The 17,209-nt window shown below is 57.4% G+C and carries 15 protein-coding genes and 1 riboswitch; of the genes, 8 read left to right on the top strand and 7 right to left on the bottom strand.

The window, feature by feature from the left end; genetic code table 11:
• The first annotated feature begins 28 nt into the window (after positions 1–28).
• A complete protein-coding gene (locus ACJA3I_RS03940; protein WP_458863471.1) occupies positions 29–988 on the top strand; it encodes a hypothetical protein in 960 nt (319 codons plus the stop codon).
• A gap of 11 nt (positions 989–999) precedes the next feature.
• Positions 1,000–1,791, top strand: coding sequence for a Cof-type HAD-IIB family hydrolase (locus ACJA3I_RS03935; protein ID WP_458863470.1), 792 nt, complete (start codon positions 1,000–1,002; stop codon positions 1,789–1,791).
• Between the two features lie 292 nt (positions 1,792–2,083).
• Here ACJA3I_RS03935 and ACJA3I_RS03930 read toward each other — a convergent pair whose 3' ends face one another.
• The 3 genes from ACJA3I_RS03930 to proB all read right to left on the bottom strand — a co-directional run bounded on the left by ACJA3I_RS03930 (position 2,084) and on the right by proB (position 4,837).
• Positions 2,084–2,599: a QueT transporter family protein gene (locus ACJA3I_RS03930; protein WP_458863469.1), complete on the bottom strand. Its 516-nt coding sequence runs from the start codon at positions 2,597–2,599 to the stop codon at positions 2,084–2,086.
• Between the two features lie 6 nt (positions 2,600–2,605).
• Positions 2,606–2,705, bottom strand: a riboswitch (PreQ1-III riboswitch).
• A gap of 80 nt (positions 2,706–2,785) precedes the next feature.
• The gene (locus ACJA3I_RS03925; RefSeq protein ID WP_458863468.1) at positions 2,786–4,033 is read right to left on the bottom strand and encodes a glutamate-5-semialdehyde dehydrogenase; all 1,248 of its coding nucleotides are present in this window, start codon (positions 4,031–4,033) and stop codon (positions 2,786–2,788) included.
• 12 nt (positions 4,034–4,045) lie between these two features.
• Positions 4,046–4,837 (bottom strand): glutamate 5-kinase, encoded by a 792-nt coding sequence (proB, locus tag ACJA3I_RS03920; RefSeq protein WP_458863467.1) that lies wholly within the window; start codon positions 4,835–4,837, stop codon positions 4,046–4,048.
• 320 nt (positions 4,838–5,157) lie between these two features.
• On the opposite strand from proB, the gene rpsO reads away from it, so the two are divergent.
• The 3 genes from rpsO to ACJA3I_RS03905 all read left to right on the top strand — a co-directional run bounded on the left by rpsO (position 5,158) and on the right by ACJA3I_RS03905 (position 9,077).
• Positions 5,158–5,421: a 30S ribosomal protein S15 gene (gene rpsO, locus ACJA3I_RS03915; RefSeq protein ID WP_458863819.1), complete on the top strand. Its 264-nt coding sequence runs from the start codon at positions 5,158–5,160 to the stop codon at positions 5,419–5,421.
• Positions 5,422–5,612: 191 nt separating this feature from the next.
• The gene (locus ACJA3I_RS03910) at positions 5,613–7,763 is read left to right on the top strand and encodes a polyribonucleotide nucleotidyltransferase (protein ID WP_458863466.1); all 2,151 of its coding nucleotides are present in this window, start codon (positions 5,613–5,615) and stop codon (positions 7,761–7,763) included.
• 69 nt (positions 7,764–7,832) lie between these two features.
• Positions 7,833–9,077: a M16 family metallopeptidase gene (locus tag ACJA3I_RS03905; protein WP_458863465.1), complete on the top strand. Its 1,245-nt coding sequence runs from the start codon at positions 7,833–7,835 to the stop codon at positions 9,075–9,077.
• Between the two features lie 119 nt (positions 9,078–9,196).
• Here the strand turns inward: ACJA3I_RS03905 and nagA are convergent, their stop codons facing one another.
• From nagA to ACJA3I_RS03890, 3 genes are read right to left on the bottom strand one after another with little or no spacing between them, the layout of a single operon-like run.
• The gene (gene nagA, locus ACJA3I_RS03900) at positions 9,197–10,300 is read right to left on the bottom strand and encodes an N-acetylglucosamine-6-phosphate deacetylase (RefSeq protein WP_458863464.1); all 1,104 of its coding nucleotides are present in this window, start codon (positions 10,298–10,300) and stop codon (positions 9,197–9,199) included.
• A complete protein-coding gene (locus tag ACJA3I_RS03895; protein WP_458863463.1) occupies positions 10,297–11,181 on the bottom strand; it encodes an ROK family protein in 885 nt (294 codons plus the stop codon). Before ACJA3I_RS03895 ends, nagA begins: the two co-directional genes overlap by 4 nt.
• Entirely contained in the window at positions 11,181–11,927 is a 747-nt protein-coding gene (locus ACJA3I_RS03890) for a copper homeostasis protein CutC (protein ID WP_458863462.1), read from the bottom strand. The genes ACJA3I_RS03895 and ACJA3I_RS03890 overlap by 1 nt, the downstream gene beginning before the upstream one ends.
• A 226-nt stretch (positions 11,928–12,153) precedes the next feature.
• Here ACJA3I_RS03890 and ACJA3I_RS03885 point away from each other — a divergent pair, with 226 nt between their 5' ends.
• Positions 12,154–14,526 (top strand): transglutaminase-like domain-containing protein, encoded by a 2,373-nt coding sequence (locus ACJA3I_RS03885; RefSeq protein WP_458863461.1) that lies wholly within the window; start codon positions 12,154–12,156, stop codon positions 14,524–14,526.
• 98 nt (positions 14,527–14,624) lie between these two features.
• Here ACJA3I_RS03885 and ACJA3I_RS03880 read toward each other — a convergent pair whose 3' ends face one another.
• Entirely contained in the window at positions 14,625–15,275 is a 651-nt protein-coding gene (locus ACJA3I_RS03880; protein WP_458863460.1) for a TetR/AcrR family transcriptional regulator, read from the bottom strand.
• Between the two features lie 136 nt (positions 15,276–15,411).
• Between ACJA3I_RS03880 and ACJA3I_RS03875 the strand changes: the two genes are divergently transcribed.
• Together ACJA3I_RS03875 and ACJA3I_RS03870 are read left to right on the top strand one after the other, a co-directional pair.
• The gene (locus ACJA3I_RS03875; RefSeq protein ID WP_458863459.1) at positions 15,412–16,275 is read left to right on the top strand and encodes a DegV family protein; all 864 of its coding nucleotides are present in this window, start codon (positions 15,412–15,414) and stop codon (positions 16,273–16,275) included.
• Between the two features lie 369 nt (positions 16,276–16,644).
• Positions 16,645–17,205 (top strand): DUF1836 domain-containing protein, encoded by a 561-nt coding sequence (locus ACJA3I_RS03870; RefSeq protein WP_458863458.1) that lies wholly within the window; start codon positions 16,645–16,647, stop codon positions 17,203–17,205.
• Positions 17,206–17,209: the final 4 nt, after the last annotated feature.

Below are 17,209 nucleotides of genomic sequence, written 5' to 3'. Positions count from 1 at the left end.
TAAACGAAAAGGAGAACTTGTTTTAACCATGAAACCTCTTCCCACTGTGTTTCCCGCCGTGCTTTCCACAGCAGGCGCCGAAGGCGGCCATCTGCTGCCCCTCGGGCAGATTCTGACCGCCCCCGCCGATGAAGCCGGTGAAACGCTTCCCTTCTCGCTTCAGATCGCGCAGATCAAATCTTCGCTTCGCAACGGCGCCGCGCCTGTGCTGGCCGATTGCGGCATGACCGTCGCCCAGCAGCGCGCCGCTTTGCTGGCCTGCAAAGATCTGCCGGCGCAGCCGCCTTTTATCGCCTGTCTGGCGCTGAATGCCGACGGCGAAACTTTTGATAACTGGCAGGCCGGCGCGGCTTTGATCCTGCTGCAAAGCATGGGCTGTGCCGGGGTTCTGCTCACTTCTCAGGATGAAGAGGCTGCGGCCGAGATGCCTGCGCTGATCGCCGCGCTTTATGAAGACGCCCGCATCCCTTTGGGCGCCGTGCTTTCTCTGGAGGATGCGCGGCAGAAAACATGGCCGCTGCCCCATCTTTCGTTTCTGATGGCGGCCGACAGCCATGAAACCGAAGCTTTGGCGCAATATGCGGCCGAAAAAGGCTTTTTCGATCATCTGCCGGCGGTCTGCCCGCCGAAAGAACCCGATTATTTCATCGCCGTTTCCAACGGGAATGCTTTTCTGTTAGACCCCACCTTCGATATCGACATCGAGCTGGAATGTTCCGCCGATTTCATCGATGAGCTGATGGAGGCCGAAAATGCGGAAAGCATCGCTTCGCTGCGGCTGGTGATCGATGACGAAGATGCCCTGGCCCGCTTTGCGGAAGAACAGTATATGATCCATCTTCCGCTCTGCCTGCGCACTTCGGATGAAGCGCTGTTTGAACAGGCGCTTGTTTCCTTTTGCGGCCGCGCCATGTATGACGGCACCTTCGAGCTGGAAGAATCGCTGCTGCGCCGCCTTGTCGAACGCTACGGTCTGATCGTTTTATAAGGAGTTTCCCTATGTCTTATCGAATGCTTGCGCTGGATCTGGATAACACTCTGCTTTCGCGCGACCTCACGGCCACGCCCGCTGCCCGGGAGGGCGTCGCCCGGCTTTTGAACCGCGGGGTCATCGTGACGCTGGCAACGGGCCGCATGTTCCCTTCGGCGCGCAAATATGCCCGCGAATTCGGCATCACCGCGCCGCTGGCCACCTATAACGGCGCTTTGATCCGCAGCGCCGACGGCAGTTTCCCCGAGATCCTGCGCCCCCTGCCCCGCGAAAAGGTCGAAAAGATCATCGCCTTTTGTGAAGAGCATCGCCATTATGTGCAGCTTTATCATGAAGACACGCTGATCTGCGCGCGTTATACCAAAGAAACGGCCATCGACCCCGATCTGCTCAACTGCCCCTATCGTGAAGTGGGCGATCTGAAAACGGCGGCGCATCTGACCACCCCGAAAATGGTGATGGTGGTCGAGCCCGCTGAAGCGCCCGCCATCACCGAAGCACTGAAAAAAGCGGTGGGCGATGATCTTTACATCGCCGCCTCAAAAAATTATCTGATCGAGATCATGCGCCGCGATGTTTCAAAAGCCACCGCGCTGCAGCTGATCTGCGAACATCTGGGCGTTGAGGCCGAAGAAGTGGTTTGCTGCGGCGATAATTCCAACGACGCCGCCATGGTGCAATGGGCCGGCATGGGAGTCGCCATGGGCAACGCTTCCCCTGCTTTGAAAGCAGTGGCCGATTATACCGCTGCCGCAGCTTATGGCGACGGCGTGGCCGAAGCCATCCGCCGTTTCTTCTGATTTTCTCATCCCGCACCCGCAAGCCCTTTTCAAAAAAACAAATGCCTGCTGCAAAACGCGGCGTTTCAAGATTGTTTCCTTTCCTTCATGCCGAATAACGGCGGCATGGTCGGCAGGGCGACTCTTGATTCGACCAAGTTTCGCATCAGGCATTTTTTATCGGATCCTACTATAAAAAAAGCGATGACCTTGCGGCCATCGCTGTGAGAAAGCACCTTTTCAACAAAGCCCCTGCAGCTTTACGGCAAGATCTGCCGGCGGCGGCTTTCCGCCTGCATGGGCCTCGCGGGGATCATTTTTCTGAAAAACTGTGACGAAGGGCGGGAACACTTTCGATCAGCTTGACCAAAAGCACGCCAAGGATCATGCAGCTGACCACTTCACCCAGCCCCACCGAAAGCGCATTGAGCAGCGCGATTTTGGCGGTGGCGCCCATTTCGCCCATAAAGAAGGTCAGTTCGATGCCGCCCACGATGACGGCGTTAAAAAGCACAGGCGGGATCGATGCGGGGATCGCAAGGCCGCGCACTCTGGTTTTGCGCAGGGAATAAGTCACCAGGCAGGCCAGGAAGGTGGCCAATGTGCCAAAAACCACATCGACCATAGTGGAACCCAAAAGGTTCGCCAGCAGGCAGCCCAGCGTGACGCCCACGATATATTCGGGGCCGAACACGGGCAGCAGCGTCAGCGCTTCGGCCACACGGATCTGCACCGTTCCATAGCTCAGCGGCGCCAGCACCAGACAAAGCGTAACATACACCGCGGCGATCATCGCGCAGCGCACCAGGCGTTTTACATTCATAGACATAGTATTCTCCGGCGGATAGATTTTGACCATGTTCGGAACCGCCAGCCCCAAACAGGTTTTGCGCCGCAAAAGCCGATGCGGCGGAGCCTAAAATCCTAAGTTGCTCTCATCGATTGTTCAGTATATCATGCGAAATGCCCGAAAGCAAGGGTTAGCTTTCGGGCATTTCGTCAAAACATTTCTGTTTTATTCTCTGATCTGGCCGTTTCCGTGAACCAGATACTTATAGCTTGTCAGTTCTTTCAGCCCCATGGGGCCGCGGGCGTGCATTTTCTGGGTGGAAATGCCGATCTCCGCCCCCATGCCGAATTCGCTGCCGTCGGTGAATCGGGTGGAAGCGTTCACATAAACGGCGGCGGCATCCACCTGCGCCGTGAAACGGTCTGCGGCGGCCCGGTCTTCGGTGACGATGCATTCGCTGTGTTTTGTGGAATAGCGGCGGATATGCTCCAGCGCCTCATCTTCGCTGCCGACGACCTTGCAGGCCAGGATATAATCGTTGAATTCCGTTGCGAAATCTTCTTCCGCGGCAGGTTCCGCCTGCGGCAGGAGCTCGCGGGTGCGGGGGCATCCGCGCCACTGCACATGATCTTTTTCAAGCATCGCGTAAGCCTTGGGCAAAAACGCGGCGGCCGCTTTTTCATGCACCAAAACGGTTTCCAGCGCGTTGCAGACAGAAGGTCTGGTGCATTTGCCGTTATATAAAATGCGGGCGGCCATCTCTATATCCGCTGTTTCATCCACATAAAGGTGGCAGTTGCCGGTTCCCGTTTCGATGACGGGCACACTGGCGTTTTCCACCACGCTGCGGATCAGCCCCGCGCCGCCGCGGGGGATCAGCACATCGATAAAGCCGCGCAGGCGCATCATCTCGGCGGCCGTTTCGCGCGAAATATCATCCAGCAGCACGATGCAGTCGGGCAGCAGCCCCGCCTGTTCCAGCGCGCCGCGCATGATCTTCGCGAGCACCCTGTTGGAACGAAACGCCTCTTTGCCGCCGCGCAAAAAAGCGGCGTTGCCCGATTTCAGGCATAAAACGGCGGAATCCACCGTTACATTGGGGCGCGCTTCATAAATGATGCCGATGACGCCCAGCGGCACCCTGACTTTTTCGATTTTCATGCCGTTGGGGCGGCAGAGGGTTTCCATCACTTCGCCCACAGGGTCGGCCAGTTCCTTCACCTGCAAAACGCCGGCGGCCATGGCTTCCACGCGCGCTCTGGTCAGCTTCAGCCGATCCAGCATCGTGGGGCGCACGCCGTTTGTTTCGGCTTCGGCCAGATCCTGCGCGTTGGCGGCCAGAATCTCGTCACAGCCCGCCAGCAGCGCCGCGGCGATAGCTTCCAGCCCGCGGTTTTTGGTTTGGGTATCATAAAGCGCCAGGGCTCTTGCGGCTTCTTTTGATTGAGAGGCCAGCTGATGAAGATGATCCATTTTTCGTTCCTCCTATGCTTTCTGCGGCAGGAAAAGTGAGCCTGCCTGCTTGCCATCCAAAAGGTCATAGAGCAGATTCGGGTCGGATCCGTTGACGATGGCCATGGTCATGCCGTGGGAAGTGGCGATCTTCGCCGCCTGGATCTTGGTGGTCATGCCGCCCGTTCCCAGGCCCGAAGCGCTGCCCCCGGCGATGGCTTCGATCTGTTCATCGATTTTTTCAATATAAGGAATCAGCTTTGCATCGGGGTTTTTATTGGGGTCGCTGTCATAAAGGCCGTCGATATCGGAAAGAATAATCAGGGCATCCGCTTTTGTCAAAACGCCCACCATGGCCGAAAGCGTGTCGTTATCGCCGAATTCCAGTTCTTCCGTGGAAACAGTGTCGTTTTCGTTGACGATGGGAATGGCCCCCAGCGTCAGCAGGCGCTCAAAAGTGTTGCGGGCGTTTTTCTTGCGCACTTCCCGTTCGAACACATCGCGCGTCAGCAGAAGCTGGGCGACTTTGTGGCTTTTTTCCAAAAACAATTTATCATAAAGATACATCAGTTCGCATTGCCCCACCGCGGCGGCGGCCTGTTTCCCCGGGATATCCTTTGGGCGGCATTCCAGCCCCAGCTTGGCCACCCCGACGCCCACCGCGCCGGAAGACACAAGGATGATCTCGCGCCCTGAATTTTTGATATCCGAAAGGACTTTGCACAGCAGCTCAAAACGGCGGATGTTGATGCGCCCCGTTTCATAAGTCAGGGTGCTTGTGCCGATTTTGATGACGATGCGCTTGGCTCTGCTGATCTCGTTCATTGTCATGCTCCTTTTCGCCGCGCCTGCGGCGTAAATTGGCCCGCGGCAAAAAATTCTTGTTGTATTTCTGCCCTTTGCGGTACATTATATAAATATAGCAAAGCCCTGCGCCGCCGTCAAGGCAAAGGCCGAAAGGTCCTTTTGTTTTTGCGATTTTATCTTATTTTATTTCTTTACAAAGAACGGGGTTCATGCTATAATTCATGTAAATGCCCTTGTGCCTCGTTTCGGGATGCAAGCCTTGTGCAGCAAGGCACCCCCCGTAGCCCGTCACGCAGCCCTGCGGTGTATTTTAATTTAAACGGAGGAATTATCCAATGATCCTGAAAGACAAAAAAACAGAAGTTATCGAAGCGAACCGCCTGCATCCCACCGACACAGGCTCGCCCGAAGTGCAGATCGCGATTCTGACAGCCAGAATCAACGAACTGAACGAACACCTGAAGATCCACAAGAAAGATAACCACAGCCGCCGTGGCCTGCTGATGCTGGTCGGCCAGCGCCGTGGCCTGCTCAACTATCTGCAAAAGAAAGATGTCGAGCGTTATCGCGCCATCGTGGCGAAACTCGGCCTGCGTAAGTAAGTTTTTTAAGGGAGGACACTCTGTCCTCCCTTATTCCGCATTTTGACCCTTGCTTTTTCAACCATATCAACCCTGCGGGCCCCCGCGTTTTAGCAGTTGAATGGCGGCAAAACCATGTTCTTTTTTGCCCCGATTCAAGTGCTAAAAGCCAGAGGGACTCCGCGGAATATCAAACAGGAGGATTGTGTTTTATGATCACACCCATGACTTTTCCCAACGAAAAAACCTATGAAACCACGCTTGCGGGCCGCAAACTGGTGATCGAAACCGGCAAACTGGCGGGCCTCGCCAACGGTTCCTGCATGGTGCGCTTCGGCGAGACCTGCGTATTGGTCACCGCCACCGCATCCAAAGCCCCCCGCGCCGGCATCGATTTCTTCCCCCTCTCGGTGGATTTTGAAGAAAGACTGTATGCCGTCGGCCGCATCCCCGGCAGCTTCATGCGCCGTGAAGGCCGCCCCTCCGAGCGCGCGATCCTGGCTTCCCGCCTGATCGACCGCCCCATCCGCCCCTTCTTCCCTTCCGATATGCGCAACGATGTTGTCATCAACTGCACCGTGATGTCGGTGGATCCCGATAATATGCCCGAAGTCGCCGCCATGCTGGGCACTTCCGTGGCGCTTTCCATTTCCGATATCCCCTGGAACGGGCCCATCGCGGGCGTGACCATGGGCTATGTTGACGGCGCTTATGTCGTTTGCCCCAATTCCGCCCAGCGCGCCAAAAGCGAGCTGAACCTCACCGTTGCCGGCACAGGCGAAAAAGTCTGCATGATCGAAGCCGGCGCCGATCAGTTCCCCGACGACCAGATGCTCAAAGCCATTGAGATCGCCCACGGCGAGATCAAAAAGCTGGCGGCCTTCATCGATCACATCGCTTCCGAACTGGGCAAGCCCAAGTTCGAATTCGAAAGCAAAGCCGTTCCCGCCGACCTGATGGCGGATGTGGAAGCTTTCTGCATCGACCGCGTGCGTGAAGCCGTGATCGCCGTTGACAAAACCGACCGCGACCGCGCCATCGACGCGCTGACAGCCGAAGTCATCGAGCATTTTTCCGAAAAATATCCCGACAGCGACGCGCTGTTCGGCGAATGCATGTATAAGCTGCAAAAGAAAGTCGTTCGCCGCATGATTTTGGATGATCACAAGCGCGTTGACGGCCGCAGCCTCACCGAAGTTCGCCCCCTGGCGGCCGAAGTGGGCGTTCTGCCCCGCGTTCACGGTTCGGGCCTGTTCACCCGCGGCCAGACCCAGGTGTTGACCATTGCCACACTGGGCACCCTGCGCGATTCTCAGGAACTCGACACCATTTATGAAGAAGAAGAAAAGCGCTATATGCACCACTATAACTTCCCCGGCTACAGCGTCGGCGAAGCAAAGCCCGTTCGCAGCCCCGGCCGCCGCGAGATCGGCCACGGCGCTCTGGCAGAACGCGCGCTGGATCCTGTGATCCCCTCCATCGAAGAATTCCCCTATTCCTTCCGCTTGGTTTCCGAAGTGGTTTCTTCCAACGGCTCCACTTCTCAAGGCTCTGTCTGCGGTTCCACACTGGCTTTGATGGATGCCGGCGTGCCCATTAAGGCGCCTGTCGCGGGCATTTCCTGCGGCCTTGTCACCGAAGGCGAGCGCCATATCACTTTCACCGATATCCAGGGCATCGAAGATTTCTTCGGCGATATGGATTTCAAAGTGGCGGGCACAGAAAAGGGCATCACCGCCATTCAGGTGGATATCAAGTGCGACGGCCTGACCCTGGAGATCATCGGCGAAGCTTTTGAAAAAACCCGCGTGGCACGCATGGAAATCTTGAATGAAGTCATGCTCAAGGCGATCCCCGCGCCCCGCGATCATCTTTCCACCTATGCCCCCAAGATGATCACTCTGACCATCGATCCCGATAAGATCCGCGATGTGATCGGCAAGGGCGGCTCTGTCATCCAGAAGATCACCGCCGACACCAACACCAAAATCGATATCAACGACGACGGCGTGGTGTGCATCGCTTCCACCAACCAGGATGATTGCGAACGCGCCAAAAAGATCATTCTGACCATTGTGAAAGACCCCGAAGTGGGCGACCTGTTCTATGGCAAAGTCGTGCGCATCCTCGATTTCGGCGCATTTGTCGAACTGGCCCCGGGCAAAGACGGTCTGGTGCATATTTCCAAGCTGGAAAATCACCGCGTAGGCAAAGTCACCGATGTTTTGAATGTGGGCGACATGACCTGGGTGAAAGTCACCGAGATCGACGACAAGGGCCGCATCAACCTTTCCAGAAAAGATGCGATCGCCGAGATTCTTGCCCGCGGCGAGGGTAAAGACAGCGAAAACGGCGCAAACTAAGGTTTGAGAACATCAGCGGGGCGGGCGATGAAGATCTCCCGCCCCGATTTTTTAAGCGAGGGAAGTTCAATGATTGAAAAAAAAGTTTTGAAAAACGGCGTGCGCCTTCTTTATGAGCATGTGCCCTCGGTGCGATCCTGCGCCATCGGCCTGTGGGTGGAAAGCGGTTCGCGCCATGAACCCGCCCGGTTGAGCGGCATCTCCCATTTCATCGAACACATGATGTTTAAAGGCACGCAAACCCGTTCCGCCGCCCAGCTGGCCGAAGAATTCGATGCCATCGGCGGGCAGGTCAACGCCTTCACCACCAAAGAAAACACCTGTTATTATGCCCGCACGCTCGACACCCACCTTCAGACAGCGGCCGAGCTTTTATGCGATATGTTCTTTCATTCACGCTTCGGCCAGGAAGAAACCGATTTGGAACGCGGCGTGATTTTGGAAGAGATCGGCATGTATGAAGATACCCCCGAAGATCTGGTCACCGAACGCATGAGCGCCGAGATCTATCACGATCTGCCCCTGGGCCGCCCCATTTTGGGAACACCCGAAACGCTGGCCGAAATTCAGGGCGAAACCCTGCGCGAATATTGCCGCAGCCACTATCGCCCCGAAAACACCGTGGTCTCCATCGCGGGCAGCTTCACCCCCGCCGATATCGATCTGATCGCACAGCGGTTTGAAGCCATGCAGGGCAGCGGCGTTTTGGAATGCCCGCCCGCCGTTTATCATCCCGCCTTCACGCTGAAGAAAAAAGAGATCGAACAGAACCATCTCTGCATCGGCTATCCGGGCATCAACACCGCTTCCGATCAGCGCTTCACCATGGCTGTGCTCAACAATATTTTCGGCGGCGGCATGTCTTCGCGCCTGTTCCAGACCGTGCGCGAAAAAAGCGGCCTGTGCTACACCATCTATTCCTTCTCGGCCACCCATCAGGATACCGGCTATTTCGGCATCTATACCGCTTTGGGCCGCCAGACCGAAATGCAGGCGCTGCGCCTGATCGGCGAAGAGACCAAACGCTTTCTGGCCGAAGGCCCCAGCGAAAGCGAGGTGGCCCGCAGCCGCGAACAGCTGAAATCTTCCGCGCTGATGGGGCTTGAAAACATGAACAGCCGCATGACCGCAAACGCCCGCAACGAACTGACCTATGGCCACAGCCTCAGCGAAGAAGATCTGATCCGCGGGTTCGACAGTGTTTCCGTTGAAGGTGTCTGCGCCCTGGCCCGCGAAATTTTTGATCCTGCGAAAATTTCTTTTTCCGCCGTGGGGCAGATTGCTTCCGAAGAAGAATATCGCAAGCTTCTCTGATTTTTATTTTTAAGATTTTTGCCGCTTCTGCGGCCTGTCATAAAAAGCCCTCCGCCGGCGGCGGAGGGCTTTTTCTATCGTAAAAGGGGCGTTTATAAACGCCCCTTTTCTCTCTTTGCTTAAAAAACGGCAACGCTTTTCCCATTTTTCCAAACTTGCCGCAGGCGCCAGTTTTCATCCGCCGCAAGGATATCGGCCCGGGCGCCCGGGCGCAAAGTGCCCAGGCTGTCTTCCCGCCCCAGCAGCCGCGCGGGGTGGCTCGTTGCCGCGGGGATGGCCAGTTCTTCGGGAATGCCGATCTCCAGACAGTGGGTCAGGCAATCCCAAAGAGAAAAGGCCGAACCCGCCAGCGTGCCATCGCCCAAAGTGGCGCGCCGCGCTTTCACGCTCACCGCCAGGCCGCCCAGTTCATAAGCGCCATCCCCCAGCCCGCAGGCGGCGATGGAATCCGAAATCAGCACGATGCGGTCTGAAAACCCGCGAAACATCATGCGGATCACGCCATCCGCCAGATGGATGCCATCGCAGATCATCTCAAGCCAGGCGTCGCTTTCCAGCGCGGCAGCCACAGGCCCCGGCTGCCGGTGGTGCATCGGCAGCATGGCGTTATAAAGGTGGGTCACCGCGCAAAACCCCTGCCTCAGCGCCCGCCGCGCCTGCTCGTAATCACAGGCGGTGTGGCCCAGCGAAAGGGTGAATTTCCCCGCGGCGAATGCTTCCAGCTCCGGTATCCCCGGAAGTTCGGGCGCGGCGGTCATGCGCATCAATCTGCCGCCAAAGGCTTGCCACAGCGCCTGCGCAAGCGCCGGATCGGGCGTTTTTAAATATTCGCCGTTATGGGCCCCTTTTTTGGCCGGGGCCAGAAAAGGCCCTTCGGCATGGATGCCCAGCAGAGGGCCCGCTTCGCCGCAGCGCGGCAAAAGGGCTTTCGCCTGATGAAAATAGCTTTCTTCAGCCAGCGAAACCAAAGTTGCCAGCAGCGTGGTGGTGCCCTGGTGCAGATAAGCTTCCTCCATGCGGCCGATCTCTTCCGCCGCCGCGCTGCCGAAATCGAACCCCGCGATTCCGTGGGTGTGCACATCCACCAGCCCGGGCATCAAACGCCGCCCGCCGCAATCCAGCCGCGGCCCGCAGGAGCTTTCACAGATCACGCCGTTTTCCATGGCCAGATCGCCTGCTTCCCAATGGTCTTCACGCCAGAGAAGCGCATTTGCCAGAATCATAGGCCGATCCTTTCCATGGCGTTGCGCGCGGCGCCCAGTATGCCCGCGCCGCTGCCCAAAAACGCGTGGCGCACCACCACATCCCGATAACCGGGCATCACCGCCTGCCTCAGCCTGCGCTCGGTCTGTTCCACGATATAAGCTTCGTTCATGATGCCGCCGCCCAGGATCAGCGCAGGGGGGTTGAAAATATGCACGGCGATCACAAGTCCCAAAACGATCTCATCGATCCAGTCATCGATCTGCGCCTTGACGCGGGCGTCACCGCGATAAAACGCTTCAAAAACGGCCCTGCCGTCATGGAATTCTTCTGAAACTTCACGGCAGGCGCGCACCAGCGCCGTGGCCGAAGCATATTCCCCATAGCATCCGCGGCCGCCGCAAACGCAGCTTCTGCCGCCATAGTGGGTGGCGATATGCCCGATCTCTCCGGCAAGGCCGCTTTTGCCGCCATAGATCTTTTTATCGATCACAATGGCGCCGCCGATGCCGGTTCCATAAGTCAAACACAGAAAATCGTTATATTCTTTGCCCGCGCCATAGGCCGCTTCGCCCAGCGCGGCGGCGTTCACATCGTTCATCACGCTTGTGGGGCGGCGGAACTCTTCTTCCATCCACGCTTTGAGGGGTGTTCCCGTATAGCCGGGAATGGCTTCGCTGGAAAAAATGATCTCACCCTTTTCGCTGTCTACCAGCCCCGCCGTGCTGATGCCGATGGCGTCAAAATCGCCTTTTTCGGCCTCGCGGCGCAAAATGCGCATCACTCCCTCGCGGCCCGGCGCGGGATAAGCATGCTCGGCGAAGCCTTCCATTTTGCCTTCCGCTGTGACGCGGGCCGTCTTGATGGCGGTTCCGCCCACATCAAAAGCCAATATTTTCATCAGGAACCCTCCCTTGCCGCGGCCACCAGCGCCGCTGTTTTTTCTGTGCTGCCCACACGGTAAACGCCCTGCGCGGGCGCCCGCAGCCCCGTGAACGGGATCTCGGGGCAAAGCAGCGCCGTCGGGTCGCAGGCATCCTCCAACGCGGAAGCATGGATCTGATCGCAGCCCGTTTCAGCCAGCAGCCGCGCCACCGTATGGGGCCGGATGCCGCTGCCCGGCAAAATTTCCATCCGCCCCGCCATCTGCCGCCGCAGCGCCGCGATCACGGCGGCGCCTTCGGCCGCCGCGGCCCGTTTGCCGCTGGTGAGGATGCGCCCCACGCCCAGACGATATAACTGCTCCGCCGTTTCCTCCGCGGGCGTTTTGCAAAGGTCGAACGCCCGGTGGAACACCGCTTTGCACCGGCCCCCAGCCAGGGCGCAGAGAATGGCCGTTTTTTCTTCGTCAACAGTGCCATCCCGGTTCAGGCATCCGAAAACGATGCCCTCGGCCCCATGCTCAATGAAAAATTCGGCGTCGCGGCACATGGTTTCAAATTCCGCTCCGCTATAGCAAAAACCGCCTTCCCGCGGCCTGACCATGGCGGCGATGGGCAGGCCGGTTTCCTGCGCCATCAAAAAAGTGCCCGCCGAAGGGCTCAATCCCCCGAAAAACAGGGCGGAACACAGCTCTGCCCTGTCGGCGCCGCCCGCTTGGGCGGCCAGCACATCTTCATAGCTTCCGCAGCATATCTCTATCTTCATAAAAGCCTCCGCTTGTTTCTTTTTCTTCATTTTACCCAAAAACATCCCCTTCGGCAAGGCGTGTTTTTGTTGAATATCCGCATTTCCTATATTATAATTAGAAACATCGCAGAAACCAAAGAATTTCCCCTCAAAAACGGATGCATACAAAAGCCTTCACCGGCCTTTCCTTTTTGTGATAAAACGCGTTTTCTTTTGCTCCATTTTTCTATTGACGGAGGTAGTTATGAACCCATCCGAAGAACGCCTTTCCGCGCTCTGCCCCATCGCCATGATGGAATATGACCTGCTGGCGCCTGCGCTTCCGCCCCGTGAGAATCAGCTCCTGCGCCGCCTTCTGCTGCAAATGCCCATCACCGATCTGATCTCTTTTCCCGCCGAAATGTTTCTTCGCCATGTGCGCAGCGTGATGGAAACCGCCGAAGCGCTTTCTTACTGCGCCGCCATCCCCGAAGAAATCTTTCTTTCTTATCTGCTGCCCTATCGCGTGAACGACGAGCGCTTTGAGCCCTGGCACGCCCTTCTGGCCGCCGAGCTGCGCCCGCTGGTGCAGGGCAAGCCGATGCTCGAAGCCGCGCTGGCCGTGAACGAATGGTGCATGGCGCAGGCGACCTATCGCTCAACCGATGACCGCACCCTCAACGCCCTGGCCGTTATGCGGGCTGGCTTCGGCCGATGCGGCGAAGAAACCCAGCTGGCCGTTTGTGCGCTGCGCGCGGCGGGCATCCCCGCCCGCCAATGCTATTGCCCCTGGTGGGCCCATTGCGATGACAACCACGCGTGGGTGGAATTCTGGGCCGATGGCCGGTGGCATTATTTCGGCGCCTGTGAACCGCAGGAAACCCCCGATCAGGGCTGGTTCAACTATGCGGCTTCCAAAGCGCCCGTGGTGCGTCACCGTCTTCTGGGGCAAAGCGGGCGAAGCGTGACCCGCGATGAAAACAGGCTTTTCACCACCGTCGATACCACCGCGGCTTATGGCGAAACCGCAGAGATCGCCGTTGAAGTCACCCGCCGCGGCCTTCCCACGCCTCAAATCGAAGTCTATGCCTGCGTGATGAATTACGGCCGCCCCTGCTGTGTGCGCGTGCTGCGCACCGATGCACAGGGCATCGCCCGTTTTGCTCTGGGCAAAGGCGGCTTTCTGTTTTTTGCCGCCAAAGGCGCCGAATATGATCTGCGCGCGGCAGACCTGCGGCGCGATCAAAAGCTGAAGCTCGAACTTTCCCGCTGCCCCACCGCGGTGGAATTCGATCTTCAGCCCGCCGAAGGCATTTTGCCCGAAATTCCGCCGGCCCCTTCCCATGCCTTTGTGGCGCGCATCGAAGCGGCTGCCGCCCACCGCGCGGCGGCGCATCCCCCTGCCGAAGGCCCTTTGGCCGAGCTTTTGGAACGCGCCCGCGGCAATGCGCCCGTGCTGATGGCGTTTTTGCAGAACGCAGCGCTTTCGCCCGCGCAAAAGGCCACGCTGCTGGCCACCTTCAGTGATAAAGATTTTCTCGATCTCACCGAAGAAGTTCTGGCCGATGCCGCTTCTTCTTTCGCCTGCGTCGGCAGCGACGACCCCTTGTTCGAAGAAGCCATTCTGCCCCTGCGCGTGGCCGATGAACCGCTGTTCCCCCATCGCGCTTTCGTGCGCCGTTTCTTTTCGGGCGGTCTGCCCCAAACCCCCGCCGCCATCTGGGCCTGGCTTTGCGAAACTATTCAGCGGGCCGATGAATTTGCCTATCCCGGCGTGACGGGCGATGTCTGCGGCGTTCTCACCCACCGCGTGGCCACTTCCGAAAGCCTGCCCATCCATTTTGTGCAGATCTGCCGCGCGCTGGGCTTTGCGGCCCGTCTGCATCCCGAAAACGGCGTGGCGGAATATTTTGAAAACGGCCGCTTCCTCCCCGCCGAAAAAGAAAAGCTCTGCCGCACTCTGCTGCTGTCTAACGGCTGCCATGAACCGCTGGAACTGGGTTCTCAGGTAACGGTCTGCGCCGTGGCGGGCGGGCGGTTCCTTCCCCAGAACTGCCGCGATATCCTGCCCGGCGGCGGAAAGCTGGTGCTTTCTCTGCCCGAAGGCTTTTATGCCGTCACCCACAGCCGCCGCCAGATCGACGGCGCGGTGACAGGCTGCCTGCGTTTTGCTTCCGCGGGTCGCATCGAGCCGCTGACATTGCTTCCCGCGGCCGATAAAACCGCCGAAAAGCTGTTTCAGGCGCCGCTGCCGGCGCCGCTTGCCTCGCTCTGCCCCGCGTCGGGCCCCTGCCTGCTGGCCTTTCTTCAGCAGCACACCGAACCCACCGAGCATTTTCTCAATGAACTGCTTGAGCAGGCGCAGGCTTTGAAAGCGCAGGAGATCCCCGTGATGCTGTTTTGCCCCGAAGGCGAGCATAGCCCCACTCTGGCGGCTGTGCTGTCGAAAAAGCTCGGGGTCCTGGTGCTTTGGGCCGACCCTGCCCTGCCCGATGCCCTGCGCGCGGCGCTTCATGTGGGCGATCGCCGCCTTCCGCTTTGCACGGCTCTTCTGGATGGCCGTGCTCTTTATGGCTTTGCCAATTATCATGTGGGCACCGTGCGGGCCCTGCTTCATCTTCTGGAACTTCCCGCCTGAGTTTTTCCTTCGCATAAAAAAGCGTGCGGCCGTTTGATCGGCTGCACGCTTTTTGAGTTTTCGGCGATGACCGCCATGGTTTCTGTCTGAAAACCCGCTTAAATGGGAATCCTGTCACCGGGTTCTTTTTCGGGCCGTTTGCTGTTGCAGGGGCGAACGCGCCCGCGGAACAACAGATAAGTCAGCAAAAATTCTTCTTCCATCGCCTCGGTCAAAGAAAAGCCATAGTTATGGAAAGCCCAATCGATCACGATGCCGCGGAAATGGCGGATGGAATAACGGGTGATGATTTCGGGCGAATAACGCTTGGTGAGCATCTGCTCTTCTATGGCGCAGCCCACAAAATGGTTGACCATCTGATAGATATACCGCTTTTCGTTATAGGGATGGATGCGGCTCCATTCCAGCATATTCTGATAATAGCGCGCGGTCAGTTCGCCCTGGTTTTGTTCCATATATGCGGCGTAAGCGCCGAAGATCAGCTGCAAATATTCCAGCCCCGTCTGCTGGGGGTGCTGCTCGATCTGCTGTTTGATATAAAGATCCAGCTGCTCGCCGCCATGCTTGAGCATATCTTCCTTGCTGTGGAAATGGTGATAAAACGCGCCGGTGGTCACGCCGGCGGCGTTGCAGATATCGCGGATGGAAACTTCATCATAGCCCCTCTGCTGCATCAGTTTCTGGGCTGTCTTCAACAGTTTTTCTTCCGTTTCCATCGCTTTGGTCTTTCTTTGCTGGGCATAATCCATGGATATGCTCCCCCACTTCCCGTTGACATTCTGAGCGCTCTTCGTTATAATACTCACATAACATTGTTATGTCATTATAGCGAATGCTTTTTCTTTCGTCAATGTTTACCGCTTTCAGAAAGGTGCGTATTTTCTATTGAACAGCCAAAAAATCGCCCTGCTCACCGATTCCTGCGCGGATATTCCGCCGGCGCTGCTGCGGGAAAAGGGCATTTATTCGCTTCCATTAAAAATCATTTATCCCGACCATGAATATTCCGACGGGGTGGATATCACCCCCCGCGAGATCTATGAGAAAATGCCGGGCCAGCTGCCCACCACCTCACTGCCCGATGGCGACACTGTGCTGAGAACTTTTTCTCAAATTCGGCGCGATGGTTATGATAAAGTGCTGGCGCTCTGCTTTTCTTCGGGTCTGAGCGGCACTTATAATATCGTTCGGCTGGCGGGCCACGCCGATAACGGGCTGGATGTGGCCATTTATGATACCCTCAGCGGCAGTATGCCCGAGGGCATGATGGTGCTGCAGGCCGCCCGCTGGATCGAAGAAGGCAAAAGCTGGGAAGAGCTTCAGCGCCTTGTTCCTCCGCTGATCGCCAACACCTGCGGTATTTTTACCCTTGATACCCTTGAATATTTAAAAAAAGGCGGGCGCATCGGCCTTGTCACGGCTGTGGCGGGCGGCATGCTTCAAATCAAGCCCATCATCACCTTTTCAGAAGACGGCCGCCTCATCAGCTCGGGCAAAGTGCGCGGCCGCGCCGCTTCGATCCAGGAAGTGGCAAACCGCATCCGCGCCCATGTTCCCGCTTCGGGCGCTTATAATGTTCTCACCGTTCACAGCGAAGCCCCCGAAGATCTGGCGGTTTTGGAATCGCTGTTATCCGATGTGATCGCGGGCGCCCGCTTTCATCAGCGGGGCGAGATCGATTGCACGCTTGCCGTGCATGTGGGCCCCGGCCTGGTGGGCGGCGGCATCAGCTGCATCCCCGAAGAATAAAAGATCCCCCAAAGCGGAGGCTGCGGCCTCCGCTTTTTTGCGCCCTTTTTTCGGTTTCGCCCTTGGTGCAGAGAACGCTTGACCCTCTTAAAATATTTTTATAAGTTCTTGTAATCTCTATTGACAGTCACTTGACCATATGATATATTGTATCCACATTCATGAATGCTTTATTTTCCGGCAATTGTTTTTCAGCGCCTGCCCCCTTTTTCCAAGCTCCCTTTTCTTTCGCTTTCATCCGCCGCGATATGCCGAAAAATCCCACTCACTTTTCGGCATGATCCGTTCTCCATTCTTTTTCATCATCCAACCGTTGTTGACAGTCACTTGACTATATGTTATACTTCTCTCATAAAAGGGGGCTTTTCCATGATTCGTATTCTTCCCGGCACAACGGTAGAAGTGGATATCGACCAAAAAGATGCGGCGCAATCTCTGCTGCAGCCCATGTTTCTCACCGGCGGCCTTGTTCTTTCTCAGGTTTCCCACCTCACCGGGCTGGAACCGCACACCATTCAAAACTGGGTCAAACGCGGCTTTCTTTCGCCGCCCGTCAAAAAGCGTTATTCCTGCCGCCAGCTTTGCCGCATCCTGCTCATCAATATGCTGCGCGACTGTCTTCAGCTTGAAAAGATCTGCGGGCTGCTTTCCTACTTAAACGGCCACCTTGATGATGAAAGCGATGATCTCATCGATGACAGCCAGCTTTATTTCTATGTCACCGAACTGACCGCCGCCATCGAGCATGACCGCTGCCTCAACCAGGCCCAGCTGGCCGAAACCTGCCGCCGCGTGATGGCGGGTTATGAAGAGCCCTGGCCCGGCGCCCGCGACCGTATCCTGCGCGTGCTTGAGATCGTGGGCTTTGCCTGGGCGGCGGGCCGCCTGAAACAGGAAGCCGAACTGCTCATCGGCGGGCTGGATGCCTGAGTTT

This window comes from Acidaminobacterium chupaoyuni (assembly GCF_047936785.1).
In the GTDB taxonomy this organism is placed as follows: Bacteria; Bacillota; Clostridia; order Oscillospirales; family Butyricicoccaceae; genus Acidaminobacterium; species Acidaminobacterium chupaoyuni.
This window is presented reverse-complemented; position numbering and strand designations above follow the sequence as displayed.